We start from the raw sequence: 17,176 nt of genomic DNA, 5'->3' as shown, positions 1-17,176 counted from the left end.
TTTTCCCCTGAAACGAGTAATGCCACGCCATGACAGCGCCCGACGTGCCTGCGGCACGCAGGCGACGTGGCGCGAAGGCTCGACCGCCGCCACCTGATGGCGAGCGGATCTGAAAGGGATAAAAATGACGATAGCGAAGGAAACGGCTGAACTTCTGGCGAAACTGGGCGTGGCCAAGGACGCGCTTAGCGGCGGCGACCTCATCGTGCGCAGCCCGGTGACGGGCGAGCAGATCGCGGCGCTTGAGACGATTTCACCGGCTGAGGCGGCCAAGGTCATCGATTCCGCGCACAAGGCGTTCCAGGCCTGGCGGATGGTGCCAGGCCCCCGGCGCGGCGAACTGGTGCGGCTGCTCGGCGAGGAATTGCGCGCGCACAAGGCTGAGCTTGGCCGGCTGGTGTCGATCGAGGTCGGCAAGATTCCGTCCGAAGGCCTCGGCGAAGTCCAGGAAATGATCGACATCTGCGATTTCGCCGTCGGCCTGTCCCGCCAGCTCTACGGCCTGACCATCGCCACCGAGCGTCCGGGCCACCGCATGATGGAGACTTGGCATCCGCTCGGTGTTGTCGGCGTCATTTCGGCCTTCAACTTCCCGGTCGCGGTGTGGTCGTGGAATGCAGCACTGGCGCTGGTCTGCGGCGATGCCGTGGTGTGGAAGCCCTCGGAAAAGACGCCGCTGACGGCGCTCGCCTGTGAGGCGATTTTTGCCCGCGCGGTCAAGCGCTTCGGCGCTGACGCGCCGCAGGGCTTGGCGCCGGTGCTGATCGGCGACCGCGCCGTCGGCGAGATCCTCGTCGATCATCCCAGGGTGCCGCTGGTTTCGGCCACCGGCTCGACGCGCATGGGCCGGGATGTCGGCCCAAGGCTGGCCAAGCGCTTTGCCCGCGCCGTGCTGGAACTCGGCGGCAACAATGCCGGCATCGTCTGCCCAACCGCCGATCTCGACATGGCGCTGCGCGCCATCGCCTTCGGCGCCATGGGCACCGCCGGCCAGCGCTGCACGACGCTCAGGCGTCTCTTCGTGCATGACAGCGTCTATGACGCGCTGCTGCCGCGGCTAAAGAAGGCCTATCAGAGCGTTTCGGTCGGCAACCCGCTGGAGACCTCCTCGCTGGTCGGTCCGCTGATCGATAAGGCGGCGTTCGACGCCATGCAGAAGGCGCTCAAGGAAGCCACCGCTCACGGCGGCAAGGTGATCGGCGGCACGCGGGTCGAGAACGGCCATCCCGACGCCTACTACGTGCATCCGGCGCTGGTCGAAATGCCGAAGCAGGTGTCTCCGGTCACCGAAGAGACCTTCGCGCCGATCCTCTATGTGATGAAATACTCCGATTTCGACGCCGTGCTCGACGAGCACAATGCGGTCGGCGCCGGTCTGTCGTCGTCGATCTTCACCCGCGACCTGCAGGAATCCGAGCGCTTCCTCGGCGTCGACGGCTCGGATTGCGGCATCGCCAACGTCAATATCGGCACATCGGGCGCCGAGATCGGTGGCGCGTTCGGTGGCGAGAAGGAGACCGGCGGCGGCCGCGAGAGCGGTTCGGATGCCTGGAAAGCCTATATGCGCCGCGCCACCAACACGGTGAACTATTCAAAGGCGCTGCCGCTGGCTCAGGGCGTGTCCTTCGACATCGATTGAGGCGCTGCGCCGGCTTCCCTGACCAGTTGATCCATCCCGATTCAGTCGGGATGGATCGCCATTGTTCAGCCTGGATCGTTCCGCTTGCGGATGATGGAAGCGATGTCGCGAAGGCGGCATCGCTGACGGCGAGCTTGACGGCCTGCGCGCTCATATATTCCTGGTAGAAGCTGTTCGGCTGCCAGGTCTTGGCAAGTGGTATGATTACCTGTCCGAAGAGCTGTGAGCGTGAAGGTTCAGCCAGCCTTTTGCATCGGGCGACAGGCCTCGAAAGCGGCATCGATGACCGCAAGTTTGGCGGCCTGGACGGTCATGTATTCCTGGTAGAAGCTGTTCGAGACCCACATTACCGAATGCCCGCGCCGGCCCATCCAGCCGACGCTGCCGAGCTTTTCCGCGTCGCGCAACTTGCGCGCCAGATGGGTGCGCGAGAGTTTCAACCAACTGGCGAATTCGCCGACCGAAACCACGCTGGTCGGGATCTGGTCGAGACCGGCATTGTCAGGATCGATGCCGGACATCAGCCAATCCATGACGATGCCGCCATTGTTGAGCCAGATGAACAGCGAGAAGGTCTGCTTGGGCTCGCGCACCGGGCTGGATGAGAGCAGGCCTTCCGCCACCAGCGGCTGCAGCCTGGCAATCATGCCGGGCTGCTCGAGAAACAAAGCGAGGCGATTCCCGCCGTCCAGGCCGTCGAGTGTGCGCAGATGCGCAAACACCCAGCCATCGAATTCCTTCAGCGTCGCTGTCGTCACCTGAAACGGGTGGGCGCGTCCGTCACCGGTGTGCGGCAGGTATTCGATGATGTGATAGTGCAGCATCTCCTTGATGAAGGCCTCGGCCGTGTTGCGGCTGGCGACGGAATAGCGGAGCACGGCATCGATGAAGCGGGCGAGGGTCAGTTGCGTGCGGGGATCGCGCGGGTCGCGGGCGAAATGCAGGGCAAGGCCGGTGTGAGCCAGCAGCCAGCGCTGTTGCGTGGCGAATACGGCGGCCAGGCGCGGGCTCGTTTCATAGATGTGCAGCAGCGCCTTCGACTGCGCCTGGACATAGCGATGCAGCGCCGGATGGCCGGCAATATATTCGAAATTCAGCGCCATCCTCCTCGTCCTCCGGCCAGCCCCCCGGCAGCGAAGACGCAATCACATTTCCAGCCTTAGCCGCCCGTGTCCAGCCATGCCAACCCGGACAAAAGGCCTAGAGCTGTCAATCGTCCCACGGTCACGTTAAAACCGCTCCATCTCCTTGATTTTGAGGCAATTGCGCTGGGAAAGCCCCACGCGCTTTTCCTAGGAAAACCGTTTCACACTTTTCGCGGAACTGCTCTGGTCCGTTCGCGTCCGGCGGATGGCGCGGCCAGCATAGTCAAGCACAATGCCAAGGCCAACGGCGGCGCCGCTTCCGGTCTTCTTCACCGGCGTCACGGTGAACAGGGACGCGCAGACGATGGTCGAGGGGTCCGCGCCTGGACCAGGCAGCACTGTGTCGGAGTATGGCGACGGTTGCCGCCGCCTGTGTCGTTGCGTCGGCTCAATAGGTAGGCGAGGCCGCCGTCTGTTTCAGGGATTGCGGCCCGGGGCCCGCCCTGTGCGTGAAAATGAGGTGCGCAAGCGGTAGCGGTCGCCGGCGTAGCGGATGGTCGAGGACAGCAGCGGCCGGCCGGCGGCGTCGACGATGAGCTGACTCATCACCAAGGTGGATTTGCCGACGTCGATGTCGAGATGCCGCGCCAGAACAGGATCGGCATCATGCGCCTCGATCGTGGTTTCGGCGCGCGCCAGGTCGACGCCGGCATCGATCAGCAGGCCGAACAGCGACGCGTTGCTAAAGTCGATGCGGCTGAGATCGGGAACGAGGCTCGCGGCAAAGAATGAGGTGTCGACAGCGACCGGGACCTGGTCGAGGCGGCGGATGCGCTCGAGGTGGAAAAGGGCAGCACCCGGCGCGATCGACAGCTCCTCGGCCTCGTCCAGCGAGGCCGGCGCATGCTCGGCGCGCAACACGTCGGAGGAGGGCGTCAGGCCGAGGCGTTTGGCGGTCTCGCTGAAGGATTCCAGCGTGTTGGGAAATTCCTTCGGCACCTTGGCCGAGACATACCAGCCGCGCCCGTGCGAGGGCGTCAGCACGCCTTCCTCGACGAGGCTCTGCAAGGCTCGGCGCAAGGTCACCCTCGATATCGACATGCGCGTGAACAGGTCGCGCTCGGCCGGCAGGCGCGCGCCAGACGCAAGCTTGCCGCTGGCGATCTCCTGCAAGATCGCGTCGGCCGCCTGCCGCCAGAGTGGTTCGGGTCCGTCCGATTGCAGTGGCGAGCCCTCCATAATGGTCACCCCTTGATCTTTTCCCATACGCCCGTTCGCATCGAACGGTAGCAGGCGTCAATTATGTGGTTGACGATAACGCCGTCCTCGAAGGTTTCCAGCGGCGTCGTTCCCGCCGCGAAATGGTCGACGAAATGGCGCATCTGTTGCGAGAAACCATAGGCGCGGGTCTCCTCGGGCACCGGATAGACCCACCCTGTCTCGGCATCGGCCTTCTCGACGAGATAGCCCACCGGCTTCTCGATGAAGCCCCACACCGGACCGACCGACGTGTCGGTGACGATGCGGCCGGCGGAGCCGACCAGTTCGTGGCGAAGCTGCATGCCGCCTTTCTCGATCCAAGACGATTCGATGGTGGCGAGCTGGCCACCGGCGAATTTCAAAAGCGCGATCGCCGTATCTTCCCCGGTTGTCTTATCACCGTGGACCAGTGTAGCGCCCCACGCCATCACCTCGGTGATCTCATTGTCCTTGCCGAAGAAATGGCGGGCGCTTTCGACGGTGTGGCAGCCCATGTCGAGCAAAGCGCCGCCGCCGGCGAGCTCGGCATTCCAGAAATGCGACGCGTGCGGGCCGGAATGTGCTTCGCGGGCGCGCATGGTCAAGAGATTACCGATGCCGCCGGCCTGAATCATCTGATGGGCCTTGGCGATGTTGGGGGAAAACACCGCGCATTCGGCATAGCCGTGCCAGATGCCGGCGCGCTCGACGATGTCGAGGATTTCCTGCGCTTCCTTGCCGGTGCGCGCCAGCGGCTTGGTGCAGATGACCGCCTTGCTGTGTTTTGCCGCCGTTCTGACGGCTTCGAGATGGATTTCGTTGGGCAGCGCAATCACCAGCAGCTCGACCTTCGGATCGGCGCACAGCGCGTCGATTTCCCTATGAGCGGTGACCTTGGGACCCCATTTCTTGGCGAAGGCCGTGGCGCGCTCGAAACTGCGTGACGAGCAGGCCACCAGCTCGGCGTTGCGCACGTCGAGCAGCGAGTCCGCATAGGTCTCGGCAATGAAGCCCGAGCCCAGAATTCCAACTCCAATCATACAAGTCCTCCCAGATTTCTTGCCGTCAATCCGATGCCCCCTCAGCCGAACAGCGACCCCTTAACGAGAAAAGACAACACAATACCACTTGTCACAAGATGTATCAGTAGGTATGGTCCGAGGCAACAGTGCAAAATCGTGAATCCACACGAGGCACCATCTTGAGGGAGAGCAGGACAATGCGTTCCATACGTGTATCGATCCCGCTGGCGGCGACGCTTGGCGTGATGTTTTCAGGCGGTGTCGGCGCCGCCTTTGCCGACCCGGTGACCATCACCTTGAACAGCTGGCGCACTGAGGACATTGCGGTGTGGCAGGACACCATCTTGCCTGCCTTCGAGGCCAAGCACCCCGACATCAAGGTCGAGTTCGCGCCGATCAACACCAATGAATACAACGCCGCTATCCAGTCGCAGATCGAAGGCGGCGCCGGTGGCGACCTGATCACCTGCCGCCCGTTCGATGTGAACCGCGAATGGATCAAGCGCGGCTATTTCGAATCGCTGGAAGGCCTGCCGGGCCTGGAGAATTTCGACAAGACCTCGCGTGCGGCGTGGACCGGCGCCGACGACAAGACCTACTGCCTGCCGGTCGCCGCCGTGCTCGCCGGCTTCTACTACAACGCCGACATCTTCAAGGAGCTGGGCCTCAAGGTGCCGACCACCAGCGCCGAGTTCATCGACGTGCTCACGGCAATCAAGAAGGACGGCCGCTACACGCCGCTGGCCTATGGTTCGGCCGAATCCTGGCAGCTCGCCTATAACGGCCTCTACTCGATCGGCCCGGCCTACTGGAAAGGCGAGGAGGGCCGGCTCGGCCTGATCGACGGCAAGAAGAAGCTGACCGATCCGGAATTCGTCGACGCGATAGCCGCCTTCGAGGCCTGGAAGGCGTTCCTGCCCTCCGGCCAAGAGAGCCTGAACTATGCCGATATGACGCAGCTGTTCACGCTGGGCAAAGCGGCCATCCTTCCCGACGGTTCATGGGACATCAACCAGGCGACCTCGACCGGCCTCAATGTCGGCGTGTTCGGTCCGCCGGTGCCGAAGGCGGGCGACCAGCGCTATCTCCAGGAAATGCCCGACATGGGCATCGGCATCAACGCCAAGAGCGCGCACAAGGACGCCGCAAAAACCTTCCTCGACTGGGTCGCCGGGCCTGAGTTCCAGGAGCTCTATGTCAACGCCGCGCCCGGCTTCTTCGCCATGAGCTCGAAGCCGGTGACCTACAAGAACAAGCTGGCGCAGGACTTCGCCGACCTGAAGAAGGGCGCCGAGCTGACGCCGCGTCTGGCGCTGGATCGGCTGAGCGCCGGCACGCCGCCGCTCGACGACGAGACCTGGCGCCTGCTGCAGGTGATGTTCACCAAGTCGGACGTCACACCACAACAGGTTGCGACGGAACTCCAGGCCGGCCTCGCCTCCTGGTACGGACCGCAGAAGAAGTAATCCGGCACTCCCTGGCGCATGCCTTGCCACGAGGCAGGGCATGCGCAAGCCTGACGGCATGCCGGCGCATTCGTGCCGGCGTGAAGATGAGGTTTTTCCGTTGATATCTCCCGCTGCCGCTTATCGAAACCTGCTGCTGTTCGTGCTGCCGGCGCTGGCCGTCTATCTGGTCTTTGCCGTGCTGCCGCTGGCGACCTCGGTCGTCATGAGCTTCTTCCAGACCAGCGGCGCTTCAGGTGACGTCTTTGTCGGCTTCGCCAATTACGAGCGCCTGTTCACCCACCCGACCATCAGCGCCCGCTTCTGGAATGCGCTTCTCAACAACATGCAGTATTTCGCCATCCATCTGATCGTCGAAGTGCCGATGGGGCTGCTGCTGGCGGCGTTGCTGACGTCAGGCAAACTGGCGCGCTCGGAAGGCATCTACCGCACGCTGCTGTTCATCCCAGCCACACTGTCGGTGGTGATCGTCGGCTTCGTCTGGCGGCTGATCATCAACCCGCTCTGGGGCCTGGTCGGCTTCCCGCTGCTGGGCACGGAATCGACCGCGCTCACCACCATCTCGCTGATGTCGGTATGGCAGTATTTCGGCATCCCCATGGTGTTCCTCTACAGCGCTCTGCTGGCGGTACCCAACGAGCTGGTCGAGGCCGCCAACATCGACGGCGCCGGTAGCTGGACGACTTTCTGGAAGATCAAGTTTCCGCTGATCGCGCCGCAATTCGGGCTGATCGCCATCCTCACCTATATCTGGACGTTCAACGGCTTCGACCTGGTGTTCGCGCTCAACGGATCGGCGCCCGGGCCGAACTACAGCACCGATATTCTAGGCACCTATTTCTACCGCACCTTCTTCGGCTCCAGCGGACAGCTTGCCGATCTCGATCTGGGTAGCGCGGTCGCGACGGTCATCTTCCTCACGGTGTTGCTGGTCACCGCAGCCTATTTCTGGCTGATCCAGCGCCGCCTGAAATCCTATTCGGTCTAGGAGCTGAGATGAGCGCCCAGGACCTTACAATACCAGCCGCCCGCCGCCGCCAGGACCGCGAACCCTGGACCATCGAGCGCATCATCGTGCATGGGCTGCTGATCGTCTTCGTGCTGCTCGCCATCGGGCCGGTGCTGATCGTCATCATCAATTCGCTGAAGACGACGCCGGCGATCTTTGGCGGGCCGTTCGATCTTCCGACGGCGAAAACCTTCAGCCTCGAAGGCTATAAGCGGGTGTTCACGCGCGGCAATTTCATCGTCAATTACCGTAACAGCCTGATCGTCACGGTGACGACGATCGGGCTGACCGTGGTGCTGTCGACGCTCGCCGCCTTCGCGCTGGTCGAATACCGCGTGCGGCTGGCGTCGCTGCTTGGCGGCCTGTTCGTGCTCGGCATCATGCTGCCGATTCGGCTCGGCACCATCCCGCTGATCCAGATGATGCTGGCCTGGCGGCTGATGGACACGCTGGTGGCGCTCATCCTCGTCTACACCGCCATGAGCATCCCGATAGCGGTGACGCTGATGGTCACCTATTTCCGTACCGTGCCGACCGATCTCAAGGAAGCGGCGCGCATGGATGGTGCCAGCGAATTGCGCACTTTCTGGATCGTGTTGCCTTTGGTCCGACCGGGCCTCGCCGCGGTGGCCGCGCTCACCATGCTGCCGGTGTGGAACGACCTCTGGTTTCCGCTGATCTTGGCGCCCAGCCGGCAGAACCAGACGGTGACGCTCGGCGTACAGCAATTCGTCGGCCAGTTCATGAACGACTATCCGGCGCTGCTCGCGGCACTGACGCTGGGCGCCGTGCCTCTGGTCCTGCTCTTCACCCTGTTCTCGCGGCAATTCATCAGCGGCCTGAGCAAGGGCTACAGCAAGTAGATTTTCCGCGCACACCTATTTCGAAATGATGGAACACTGAGATGCAGATAGGCAAATACATCCGCCGGCAGCCCGCGACGCTCACCGGGCTTCCCGCCGCGATCGGTGCCGCGCTCGACGGTTTCGCCAGCCTGCGCCAGACGCCGGAGCGGATTGTGCTGCTCGGCACCGGCTCGTCGATGAACGCGCTGCTGGCCGGCGCCGAGGCGCTGGAAGAGGGCACCGGTGCCTCGGTAATTGCCAAGGAGCCGGAGGCTTTCCTGCGCCTGCCGCCCAGGGCATCGGGCCAGCGCACGCTGGTTCTGGCGGCGTCGCAGTCCGGTATGAGTATCACCACGATCGAAGCTGTGCGCCTGTCGGTGGAGATGGGCTTTCCGACGCTTGTCATCACCGGCGAGGCCGACAGCATGATTACTCAGGCAGGCGCAGAAGTGATCGTCATGCCGATCGGTCCGGAGACGGTTGGTCCGAAGACCATGGGCTACACCGCCACCGTCATCTCGGTGCTCGCGGTTGCGGCGAAGCTTGCCAACCGGACGATCGATGTATCCGGTCTGCTCGCCCAGCTGGAGCAGACGGCGCAGACCGGTCTTGCTGCCGCAAAAGACCTGGTCGCCCGCTTCGGCGTTCCCGATTACATTCTGGTCGCAGGTCAGGCGACGCATCTCGGCACCGCGCTCGAAGCATCGCTCAAGATCGCCGAGATCAGCGGCGTGCCGACCTCTGCTTTCGACACCGAAGAGGCCTTGCACGGCCACGTCTACGGCACGACGGACAAGAGCCTGGTAATCGCCGTCGCGCAGACCGAGACCGAAGCCAAGGTCGCCGCCAATCTCGGCGAGGCGCTGGCCGAACTCGGACCGCGCACGGTCGTCCTCAACCTCTCCGGTCATCCGACGCGCTTCGACCTCGATGTCAGCTGGCCGACCGCGCCGGAGCAGCAATGGCTCGCCGGCTGCTGGGCGCCAATGCCGCTGCAATGGTATGGCTGCGAGCTGGCGATCGCGCGCGGCATCGATCCAGACAAGATGATCTACCCCAACCTCGGACGGCGGCTCAACGTGCGCATCCGCAAGGAGGCGTGATGGTAACCGCTGTTGGAATCGACATTGGCGGCAGCCTGGTCAAGCTCGGCGTCGTCGACGGTTCAGGCAAGGTCTTGGCACGCGGTGCTGTGCCTGTGCATCGCGACATCGAGTTCGCCGATTTCGTTCATCTGGTCACCAACGCGACCGAGGAACTGCGGCAGGCGTTCCCCGACATTGCCGCCATCGGCATCGGCGTGCCGGGCACGCCCAACCCCGAGACCGGTATGCTCAACGGCCGCTGCCCGGCGATCCCCGCGCTGCTCAAGGGATCGCTGTCAAAACTGTTTTCCATCCGCTTCGGCGTGCCGGCCGTTGTCCGCAACGATGCCGTCAGCGCCACCCATGGCGAAATGCGCCATGGCGCCGGGCGTCCGTTCTCGCGCTTCGCGCTGCTGACGCTCGGCACCGGCGTTGGCGGCTCCATAGTCATCGATCGCAAGGTCATTGACGGCCCGGACGGCCTGCCGCCGCAGTTCGGCTGCATCTCGCTCGACCCGGCTCGCACCGACATTGCCGACCCGGTGCCGGGCATGGTCGAGAACCTCGCCAGCGCACGTGCGCTGGTCAATCGCTATCGCCAGCTCAAGCCGGACACCGACGCCAAGGATGCCGAGACCGTCGTCGATCTCGCCAAGCAAGGTGACGCGATCGCCCTGCAGGTGGTCGACGAGGTGGCGCGCTGGCTCGGCCAGATGATCGGCATCATGTCGAACATGCTCAACATCGAGGCGGCGATCATTGGCGGCGGCCTGTCGCTGGCCGGTCCCTTCTTCATCGATCGCATTGCCAAGAATGTCCGGGATTTCGTCTTGCTCAAGCCCGGCCGGCCGCCGGTCATCGTGGCGGCCGAGCACGGCAACGACGCGGGCGTGATCGGCACCGCGGCACTGGCGCTCGACATGTTCGCGCCCACGGCAAAGGAATAGCTCCATGGCCGATGTCGAACTGCGCAAGATTTCGAAGAGGTATCAGAACCTGAAGGTCGTTCACGATATCGACCTTGACATTGCCGAGGGCGAATTCGTCGTCCTCGTCGGACCCTCCGGCTGCGGCAAGTCGACGACGCTGCGCATGGTGGCGGGGTTGGACCGGCCAAGCGGCGGCGAGATCCTTATCGGCGGCAAGCTCGTCAACAACGTCCAGGCCCGCGATCGCGACATCGCCATGGTATTCCAGAGCTATGCGCTCTACCCGCAGATGACGGTGGCGCAGAACATGGCGTTCGGCCTGCGCATTCGCAAAGTACCTGACACCGAGGTGACGCAACGCATTGCGCGTGTCGCCGACATTCTCGATCTCAGCGAGCTTTTGCAGCGCAAGCCGCACCAGCTGTCGGGCGGCCAGCGCCAGCGCGTCGCTATGGGCCGCGCCATGGTGCGCCAACCGAAAGTGTTCCTGTTCGACGAGCCGCTTAGCAATCTCGACGCCAAGCTCAGGGTCAAGATGCGCGCCGAGATCAAGAAGCTGCACCAGATGGTCGCCACCACCACGGTCTACGTCACCCACGACCAGGTCGAGGCGATGACCCTGGCCGATCGCGTCGTGGTGATGAACAAGGGCCGCATCGAACAGATCGGCCCGCCAAACGACCTGTACCATGAGCCGGCAAGCCGCTTCGTCGCCGGCTTCATCGGCAGCCCCGGCATGAATTTCTTCAAGTGCCGCCTCGAAGCGCGCGGCGACAGGCTGGCAGTGGTGCTCGGCGATGGCACGGCGCTTGCTGTGCCGGCTGCCCGCGGTGCGCGCTATGGCGGCCATGTCGGACGCGAGCTCGAATTCGGCCTGCGTCCCGAGCACATCACCGAGCAGCGCGAGCGGCCCGATAGCGTCGACATCAAGGTGCCGGTCGAGGTGGTCGAACCGATGGGCATGGAGACGCTGCTGCATGTGCTGGTGGCCGGCGCGGAGGCGACGGCACGCATCGATCCGGCGGCGACGCCGAAGCCAGGGGAGATGGCGACGCTGTCGCTCGGAATGGGCCACATGCACCTGCTCGACCCGGAAAGCGGCAAGGTGCTCTGAAAGGCGAGGGCTCCGACACAGGTCAGAACGGGGTCCGCCACACATTCGCGTGTCGAAACGTAAAAACAATATATTATCCGTTGACAAATATAATTTTGGAGCGAATTTTTAGGTGCGGTGCCAGGTGTCCGTGATGGCCTTCTTAGCCATCTCAAATGCAGTCCAGGAATGTGCCGGTCATGATCGACATCCACAGCGTGTCAAAATCTTTCGTGACCAGGGACGCCGCCCCGGTCCACGCGCTGAACGAAGTCAGCTTGGAAATCTACGACAATGAGTTCTTCACGCTGCTGGGACCGTCGGGCTGCGGCAAGACAACCTTGCTGCGCCTGATCGCCGGCTTCGAGGCGCCAAGTGCTGGCGCCATCCGCATTGCCGGCAGCGATGTCGCTGCCCTGCCGCCACAGAAGCGGCCGGTCAACACGGTGTTCCAGAGCTACGCGCTGTTTCCGCATATGAGCGTCGCCGAAAATGTCGCGTTCGGGCTGCAGATGCAGAACGCGCCGAAAGCGCTGATCGAGGAGCGCGTCAGGGAAGCGCTGGAAATGGTGCGGCTGGAAGGCTTCGCCACGCGGCACCCGGCGCAATTGTCGGGTGGCCAGCAACAGCGTGTCGCGGTGGCCCGTGCGCTGGCGCCAAAGCCCAGCGTGCTTTTGCTCGACGAGCCGCTGTCGGCGCTCGACCTCAAACTGCGCAAGGGGATGCAGAGCGAGTTGAAGCGGTTGCAACGCGAGACCGGCATCACCTTCGTGCTGGTCACGCACGACCAGGAGGAGGCGCTGGCCATGTCCGACCGGATCGCTGTCATGTGCAGCGGCGACGTGCTGCAGGTCGGCACGCCGAGGGACATCTACGATAATCCGCAGGACCGTTTCGTTGCCGACTTCATCGGCGAGTCCAATCTGCTGCCAGGCGCAGCACTTGGCCGCGATCCGGCAAAGACGATCGTCGTGCGGCCGGAGCACATCGTGGTGTCGCCGGCATCGGAGCGCCAAGGGGCACGCCACGGGCGCGGTCTCCGCCATCACCTTCCTCGGCTCCGACACGCTCTACGAAGTCGTGCTGGAGGAAGGGGCAAAACTGCACTCGCGCTCGCGCGGTGGTGCAGCACTTTCGGCCGGCGACCGGGTCGTCGTCGACTGGGCACGGCACCTCGAACGCGAACTGGTCAACTGAGATGGGTCCGAACCGCACCTGGCTGCTGATTGCGCCGGCCATGCTGGTCATCGGCATCTTCATGGTGCTGCCGCTGTTCTTGGCGGTCGGCTATTCCTTCATGACCGCCAACCCCTATGGCGGCGTGACCGCGCCGGCGACCTTCGACGCCTATCTGCAGTTCCTCTACCAGCGCGACTTCGACGACAGCCTGGTGTTTTCACCGAGCTACGCCCTGATCATCCTGCGCTCGATCTACCTCGCCATTGCCACCACCATCATCTGCCTCGTGCTAGGCCTGCCGGTCGCCTGGTACATCGTCTGCCAGACGCCTGAGCGCCGGCGGGTGCTTCTGTTCGCGGTCACGCTGCCGTTCTGGATCAACACGTTGATCCGCACCTATTGCTGGATCCTGATCCTGCGCGACGAAGGGCTGGCGAATGGCGCGCTGCGCCATGCCGGCATCATCTCCGATCCGCTGCCGCTGCTCTATAATGACGGATCGATCCTGCTCGGCCTTGTCTACACCTTCCTGCCGTTCATGGTGCTGCCGATCTATTCGACGCTGGAACGCATCGATGCCCGGCTGATCGAGGCCGCGCACGACCTCTATGCCAGCCGCGCCGCTGTCTTCCGCCGTATCGTCTGGCCCCTGGCAAGGCCCGGTGCGCTGGCCGGCGCCACGCTGGTGTTCGCGCCAGCGCTCGGTTCGTTCCTGGCGCCAGACCTGCTTGGCGGCGGCAAGAAGCTGCTCATCGGCAGCCTGATCCAGATGCAGTTCACCTCATCGCGCAACTGGCCGTTTGGCGCGGCGCTCTCGACGGTCGTGACGGTCGTCGTGCTCACCGTCTTCGTCATCCGTTCGCGTAGGGCGCAGGAGGAACGGCGATGAACGGAGCAAAGCCTTTCGACTGGCGGCATACGCCCGGCCTGTCGGCCTACACCGCGCTGATCTTCCTGTTCTTCTACGCGCCGCTACTGATCCTGGTGATCTATGCCTTCAACTCGAGCCGGTTGGTCACCGTCTGGGCCGGCTTCAGTTTCAAATGGTTCGTCGCGGTCGCCAACAATGGCGCGATCCGCGACGCCGCCTACAACAGCGTCATCATCGCCATCGTCGCCACCATAGCGTCGACGGCCATCGCCACGTCGGGCGCGATCGCATTGGAGCGCGGCCGGCTGCGCTTCGGGCGGGGCACGGCGACGGCGCTGATCGCGATGCCGCTGGTGGTGCCGGAGATCGTCGTGGCGATCACCACGCTGATCTTCTTCTCGGGTCTCGGCATGCATCATGGGCTGATCAACCTGATGATCGCCCACACCGTCTTTTGCATCCCGTTCGCGCTGCTACCGATCCAGGCACGGCTGCGCGACATGGGCGGTACGCTGGAGGAAGCGGGGCGCGATCTCTATGCCGATGAGTGGCGATTGTTTCGCCGTGTCACGCTGCCTTTGCTGCTGCCTGCGATCTCCGCCGGCGCCATCATGGCCTTCGTCGTTTCGCTCGACGATTTCCTGATCTCGATGATGGTGTCGAGCGCCGGCTCTACGACGCTGCCGGTCTACATCTACGGCATGATGCGGCTTGGCGTGACGCCGGAGGTCAACGCCATCTCCACAATCCTGCTTGCCGTTTCCATCGTCTTCGTCGCCGCGGCCCTGCTCGTCGGACGACGCAACAGATTTGCCTAGAAAATAAGAAAACAGACCAGAGGAGAATGACCGTGACCAAATGGAAGGAAGGACTTTCGGGACTAGCCTTGGCGGCCGCCATGCTCGGCGCGATCACCACCCATGCGCTGGCGGACGCCGGCGAACTGCACATCTACAACTGGACCGACTACACGTCGGACGAAATGATCAAGAAATTCGAGGCGGAGACCGGGATCAAGGTCACCATCGACACCTACGATTCCAACGAGACGGCGCTCGCCAAGCTGAGCTCCGGCGCCGCCGGCTATGACGTGATGATCATCAGCAACGATTTCGTGCCGATCTTCGTCAAGCAGAAGCTGTTCCAGGAAGTCGACGCAGGCGCGATGCCGAACTTCAAAAACGTCGATCCGGAATGGCAGCACCGGTCCTGGGATCCCGATGCGAAATACACTGTGCCATGGGTGTGGGGCACGACCTCCTATTCCGTCGACACCGCCGTCTACAAGGGACCGACCGATAGTTTGAAGCCGCTGTTCGATCCGCCGGCGGAGCTCAAGGGCAAGGTCGGCATGTTCGGCTCGCCGACCGAAGTGATGTCGCTGGCGCTAGTCTATCTCGGCAAGGATCAATGCAACAGCAATCCGGCTGATCTTAAGGAGCTCAATGCCTTGCTCGAGGCGCAGAAGCCCTTCGTGAAAGTCTACAATTCCGACGGCATCGTCGAGCGCCAGGTTGCCGGCGAAACGGTCATGCACGAGCAATGGTCGGGCAAGGCGCTGGCGACACGCCAGCAGAAGTCGACGGTCAAATACGTCTATCCCAAGGAAGGTGTCGTCGGCTGGATGGACAATGTCGCGGTGCCGACCAGCGCGCCCAATGCCGAGAACGCAAAAAAATTTCTCAACTTCCTGATGGATCCCGAAAACATCGCGCTGCAGCAGAAATACACCGGCTACCAGAGTGCGATCGCCGGATCGAACAAGTTCCTGGCGCCCGACATTGGCGGCTCGCCGGAGTTCAATCCGCCGGCCGACCTGAAAATCACGTTCGCACCGTCATGCGACGAGAAGGCGATCCGCGCCTATGACCGGATCTGGACCAATCTGCGCCAGTAGGCCGACAGCAAAACGCCGCTCGCTTATACGGGCGGCGTTTTGTTTCCCGGAGGAATTTGGAAATGAAGCGCTACGCCCGCACCGTCGTCTTTGGCGCTGGAAGGTCGGAGGCCTCCGCCGCCAGCAGGATGTCGGTGGTGACAGCCAGATGCGCCGCCAGCAATTCGGCGGCCTTCTCGGCATTGCGGTCGAGCACGGCAGCGGCGAGGTCCTGATGTTCCTTGATGATGTTGCGGGCCTTTGGCGCCAGCGAGACCGAGCGGCGGCGGTAGCGCTCGCTCTGGTCGTAAAGCTGGTCGCGCAGGCGCAGCAGCCAGTGGCTGTCGCAGCCGGCCACCAGCGCCTTGTGGAAGGCCGCATGCGCGGTCGCCCATTCGTCGCTCGAATGCACCGGATCGTCCGGCGTGTGTTCGGGCGTGCGCGACAGCCGGTGGAGTGCTGCAACCAGCTGCGATTCCCAGGCGACGTCGCCAACTTCGATGGCGCGGCGGATGCACAGCGTCTCGATCTGGATGCGCGTCTTGGTGAGGTCGAGCAGGTCCTCGGCCGAGATCGGGGCGGCGCGAAAGCCGCGCTGCGGTTCGGCCACGACAAGGCCTTCCGAGGTCAGCCGCGACAGCGCCTCGCGGATGGCGCCGAGGCTGACGGACAGCCGGTCGCAGAGTTCCTGGACCTTGAGCCGGCTGCCCGGTGCGATCCGGCACGACAGCAGGTCGGCGCGCAGATCCTCATACGCGCCCTGGGTGAGATTGATGGAGCCTTCCCTAGCCATTCGCTTGCCCGCGGCCGAATCCGTCCATTGAGGAGCCTTGATACATTATTCCAGCCCGAAATCAGAATGCAAAATAATATATTCTCTGTTGACAGATATATAATTTCTCAACAAAGTCCAGCCTTCACCAACGAGGATGTGGCCAGTGCGATTTGCAGTCTATAAATCGCCGCGGGGACCTGGGCTGGCGGTCGCCTTGCCGGCAGGCGAGTTCCGCGGCATCGACGCCAGCGATGCGATGTTCCCGGGATGGCTGGACGAACTGATCGCCGAAGGCGGGCAAGCGCTGCAGGCCGCCGGCGAGAAGCTGGCCTGCGGCCGGCGCATCGATGCGAAAGCGGTCGAATGGCTGCCGCCGATTTCGGCGCCGGGCAAGATCATCTGCGTCGGTCTGAACTATGTCGACCATTCGATCGAAAGTGGTTTTACGCCGCCTGCCTATCCGACCCTGTTTGCCCGCTTTTCGAGCAGCCTGATCGGGCATGGCGCGGCGATCCGCCGCCCGGAAGCCTCGATCCAGCTCGACTATGAAGGCGAGATGGTAGCCATCATCGGCAAGGCCGGCCGCCACATTCCTCTGGCTCAGGCGCTCAGCCATGTCGCCGGCTATTCCATCTTCAACGATGCCTCGATCCGCGATTTCCAGACCAAGTCGCCGCAATGGACCGTCGGCAAGAATTTCGACGGCACCGGTTCGTTCGGGCCGATCTTCGTGACGGCGGACGAATTGCCGCCGGGCGGCAAGGGCCTGCGCATCCAGACGCGGCTCAACGGCGAGATCGTCCAGAACGCCTCGACCAACGACATGATCTTCGATGTCGCCTCGCTGATCTCGATCATCAGCGAAGCCATCACACTCGAGCCCGGCGACATTCTCGTCACCGGCACGCCGGCCGGTGTCGGCATGGCGCGCAAGCCGCAACTGTTCATGAAGCATGGCGATGTCTGCGAGATCGAGCTCGAAGGCGTCGGCATCCTGTCCAATGTCGTGGCCGACGACGTCGTCGCCCGGCAAGCCGTCAATCAGTAGCCGCCAAACGCGAAA

The 17,176-nt window shown here is 63.4% G+C and carries 15 protein-coding genes and 1 pseudogene; 12 read left to right on the top strand and 4 right to left on the bottom strand.

Annotated features, from left to right (window positions below; translation table 11 throughout):
- Positions 1–124: 124 nt before the first annotated feature.
- Entirely contained in the window at positions 125–1,639 is a 1,515-nt protein-coding gene (gene amaB / locus AC1DXM_RS10650) for an L-piperidine-6-carboxylate dehydrogenase (protein WP_477233002.1), read from the top strand.
- 236 nt (positions 1,640–1,875) lie between these two features.
- Here amaB and AC1DXM_RS10645 read toward each other — a convergent pair whose 3' ends face one another.
- The 3 genes from AC1DXM_RS10645 to AC1DXM_RS10635 form a co-directional block, all read right to left on the bottom strand.
- Entirely contained in the window at positions 1,876–2,742 is an 867-nt protein-coding gene (locus AC1DXM_RS10645; protein WP_477233001.1) for a hypothetical protein, read from the bottom strand.
- Between the two features lie 459 nt (positions 2,743–3,201).
- On the bottom strand, positions 3,202–3,963 hold the full coding sequence (locus tag AC1DXM_RS10640; protein WP_477233398.1) for a GntR family transcriptional regulator: 762 nt from the start codon (positions 3,961–3,963) through the stop codon (positions 3,202–3,204).
- Positions 3,964–3,968: 5 nt separating this feature from the next.
- Complete coding sequence (locus AC1DXM_RS10635; RefSeq protein WP_477233000.1) at positions 3,969–5,003, bottom strand: Gfo/Idh/MocA family protein; 1,035 nt, start codon at positions 5,001–5,003, stop codon at positions 3,969–3,971.
- Positions 5,004–5,182: 179 nt separating this feature from the next.
- Between AC1DXM_RS10635 and AC1DXM_RS10630 the strand changes: the two genes are divergently transcribed.
- From AC1DXM_RS10630 to AC1DXM_RS10585, 10 genes and pseudogenes are all read left to right on the top strand, one after another.
- Positions 5,183–6,451: an ABC transporter substrate-binding protein gene (locus AC1DXM_RS10630; protein WP_477232999.1), complete on the top strand. Its 1,269-nt coding sequence runs from the start codon at positions 5,183–5,185 to the stop codon at positions 6,449–6,451.
- A gap of 40 nt (positions 6,452–6,491) precedes the next feature.
- Positions 6,492–7,439: a carbohydrate ABC transporter permease gene (locus AC1DXM_RS10625; RefSeq protein ID WP_477232998.1), complete on the top strand. Its 948-nt coding sequence runs from the start codon at positions 6,492–6,494 to the stop codon at positions 7,437–7,439.
- 8 nt (positions 7,440–7,447) lie between these two features.
- Positions 7,448–8,323, top strand: a complete 876-nt coding sequence (locus tag AC1DXM_RS10620) for a carbohydrate ABC transporter permease (RefSeq protein WP_477232997.1) — start codon at positions 7,448–7,450, stop codon at positions 8,321–8,323.
- Between the two features lie 41 nt (positions 8,324–8,364).
- Positions 8,365–9,408: an SIS domain-containing protein gene (locus AC1DXM_RS10615; RefSeq protein ID WP_477232996.1), complete on the top strand. Its 1,044-nt coding sequence runs from the start codon at positions 8,365–8,367 to the stop codon at positions 9,406–9,408.
- Positions 9,408–10,337, top strand: a complete 930-nt coding sequence (locus AC1DXM_RS10610; RefSeq protein ID WP_477232995.1) for an ROK family protein — start codon at positions 9,408–9,410, stop codon at positions 10,335–10,337. Before AC1DXM_RS10615 ends, AC1DXM_RS10610 begins: the two co-directional genes overlap by 1 nt.
- Positions 10,338–10,341: 4 nt before the next feature.
- On the top strand, positions 10,342–11,433 hold the full coding sequence (locus AC1DXM_RS10605) for an ABC transporter ATP-binding protein (protein ID WP_477232994.1): 1,092 nt from the start codon (positions 10,342–10,344) through the stop codon (positions 11,431–11,433).
- Positions 11,434–11,588: 155 nt separating this feature from the next.
- Positions 11,589–12,609, top strand: a pseudogene (locus AC1DXM_RS10600) (ABC transporter ATP-binding protein).
- Between the two features lies 1 nt (position 12,610).
- Positions 12,611–13,480: an ABC transporter permease gene (locus AC1DXM_RS10595; RefSeq protein WP_477232993.1), complete on the top strand. Its 870-nt coding sequence runs from the start codon at positions 12,611–12,613 to the stop codon at positions 13,478–13,480.
- A complete protein-coding gene (locus AC1DXM_RS10590; protein ID WP_477232992.1) occupies positions 13,477–14,280 on the top strand; it encodes an ABC transporter permease in 804 nt (267 codons plus the stop codon). Before AC1DXM_RS10595 ends, AC1DXM_RS10590 begins: the two co-directional genes overlap by 4 nt.
- 32 nt (positions 14,281–14,312) lie before the next feature.
- Positions 14,313–15,359 carry an extracellular solute-binding protein gene (locus tag AC1DXM_RS10585; RefSeq protein ID WP_477232991.1) on the top strand — a complete coding sequence of 349 codons (1,047 nt, stop codon included), beginning with the start codon at positions 14,313–14,315 and terminating at the stop codon, positions 15,357–15,359.
- Positions 15,360–15,429: 70 nt separating this feature from the next.
- On the opposite strand, the gene AC1DXM_RS10580 is transcribed toward AC1DXM_RS10585, so the two are convergent.
- Positions 15,430–16,131: a GntR family transcriptional regulator gene (locus AC1DXM_RS10580; RefSeq protein WP_352586361.1), complete on the bottom strand. Its 702-nt coding sequence runs from the start codon at positions 16,129–16,131 to the stop codon at positions 15,430–15,432.
- 145 nt (positions 16,132–16,276) lie between these two features.
- Between AC1DXM_RS10580 and AC1DXM_RS10575 the strand changes: the two genes are divergently transcribed.
- The gene (locus AC1DXM_RS10575) at positions 16,277–17,161 is read left to right on the top strand and encodes a fumarylacetoacetate hydrolase family protein (protein WP_477232990.1); all 885 of its coding nucleotides are present in this window, start codon (positions 16,277–16,279) and stop codon (positions 17,159–17,161) included.
- Positions 17,162–17,176 lie beyond the last annotated feature (15 nt).

The organism is Mesorhizobium sp. P3_A2 (genome assembly GCF_056403115.1).
This window is presented reverse-complemented; position numbering and strand designations above follow the sequence as displayed.

Coding starts and splice junctions, on each gene's coding strand:
- AC1DXM_RS10625 (WP_477232998.1), top strand. CDS start 6,492: ATGCGCAAGCCTGACGGCATGCCGGCGCATTCGTGCCGGCGTGAAGAT.
- AC1DXM_RS10590 (WP_477232992.1), top strand. CDS start 13,477: ATGAACGGAGCAAAGCCTTTCGACTGGCGGCATACGCCCGGCCTGTCG.
- AC1DXM_RS10630 (WP_477232999.1), top strand. CDS start 5,183: ATGCGTTCCATACGTGTATCGATCCCGCTGGCGGCGACGCTTGGCGTG.
- AC1DXM_RS10635 (WP_477233000.1), bottom strand. CDS start 5,003: ATGATTGGAGTTGGAATTCTGGGCTCGGGCTTCATTGCCGAGACCTAT.
- AC1DXM_RS10580 (WP_352586361.1), bottom strand. CDS start 16,131: ATGGCTAGGGAAGGCTCCATCAATCTCACCCAGGGCGCGTATGAGGAT.
- AC1DXM_RS10615 (WP_477232996.1), top strand. CDS start 8,365: ATGCAGATAGGCAAATACATCCGCCGGCAGCCCGCGACGCTCACCGGG.
- AC1DXM_RS10645 (WP_477233001.1), bottom strand. CDS start 2,742: ATGGCGCTGAATTTCGAATATATTGCCGGCCATCCGGCGCTGCATCGC.
- amaB (WP_477233002.1), top strand. CDS start 125: ATGACGATAGCGAAGGAAACGGCTGAACTTCTGGCGAAACTGGGCGTG.
- AC1DXM_RS10595 (WP_477232993.1), top strand. CDS start 12,611: ATGGGTCCGAACCGCACCTGGCTGCTGATTGCGCCGGCCATGCTGGTC.
- AC1DXM_RS10610 (WP_477232995.1), top strand. CDS start 9,408: ATGGTAACCGCTGTTGGAATCGACATTGGCGGCAGCCTGGTCAAGCTC.
- AC1DXM_RS10605 (WP_477232994.1), top strand. CDS start 10,342: ATGGCCGATGTCGAACTGCGCAAGATTTCGAAGAGGTATCAGAACCTG.
- AC1DXM_RS10640 (WP_477233398.1), bottom strand. CDS start 3,963: ATGGAGGGCTCGCCACTGCAATCGGACGGACCCGAACCACTCTGGCGG.
- AC1DXM_RS10620 (WP_477232997.1), top strand. CDS start 7,448: ATGAGCGCCCAGGACCTTACAATACCAGCCGCCCGCCGCCGCCAGGAC.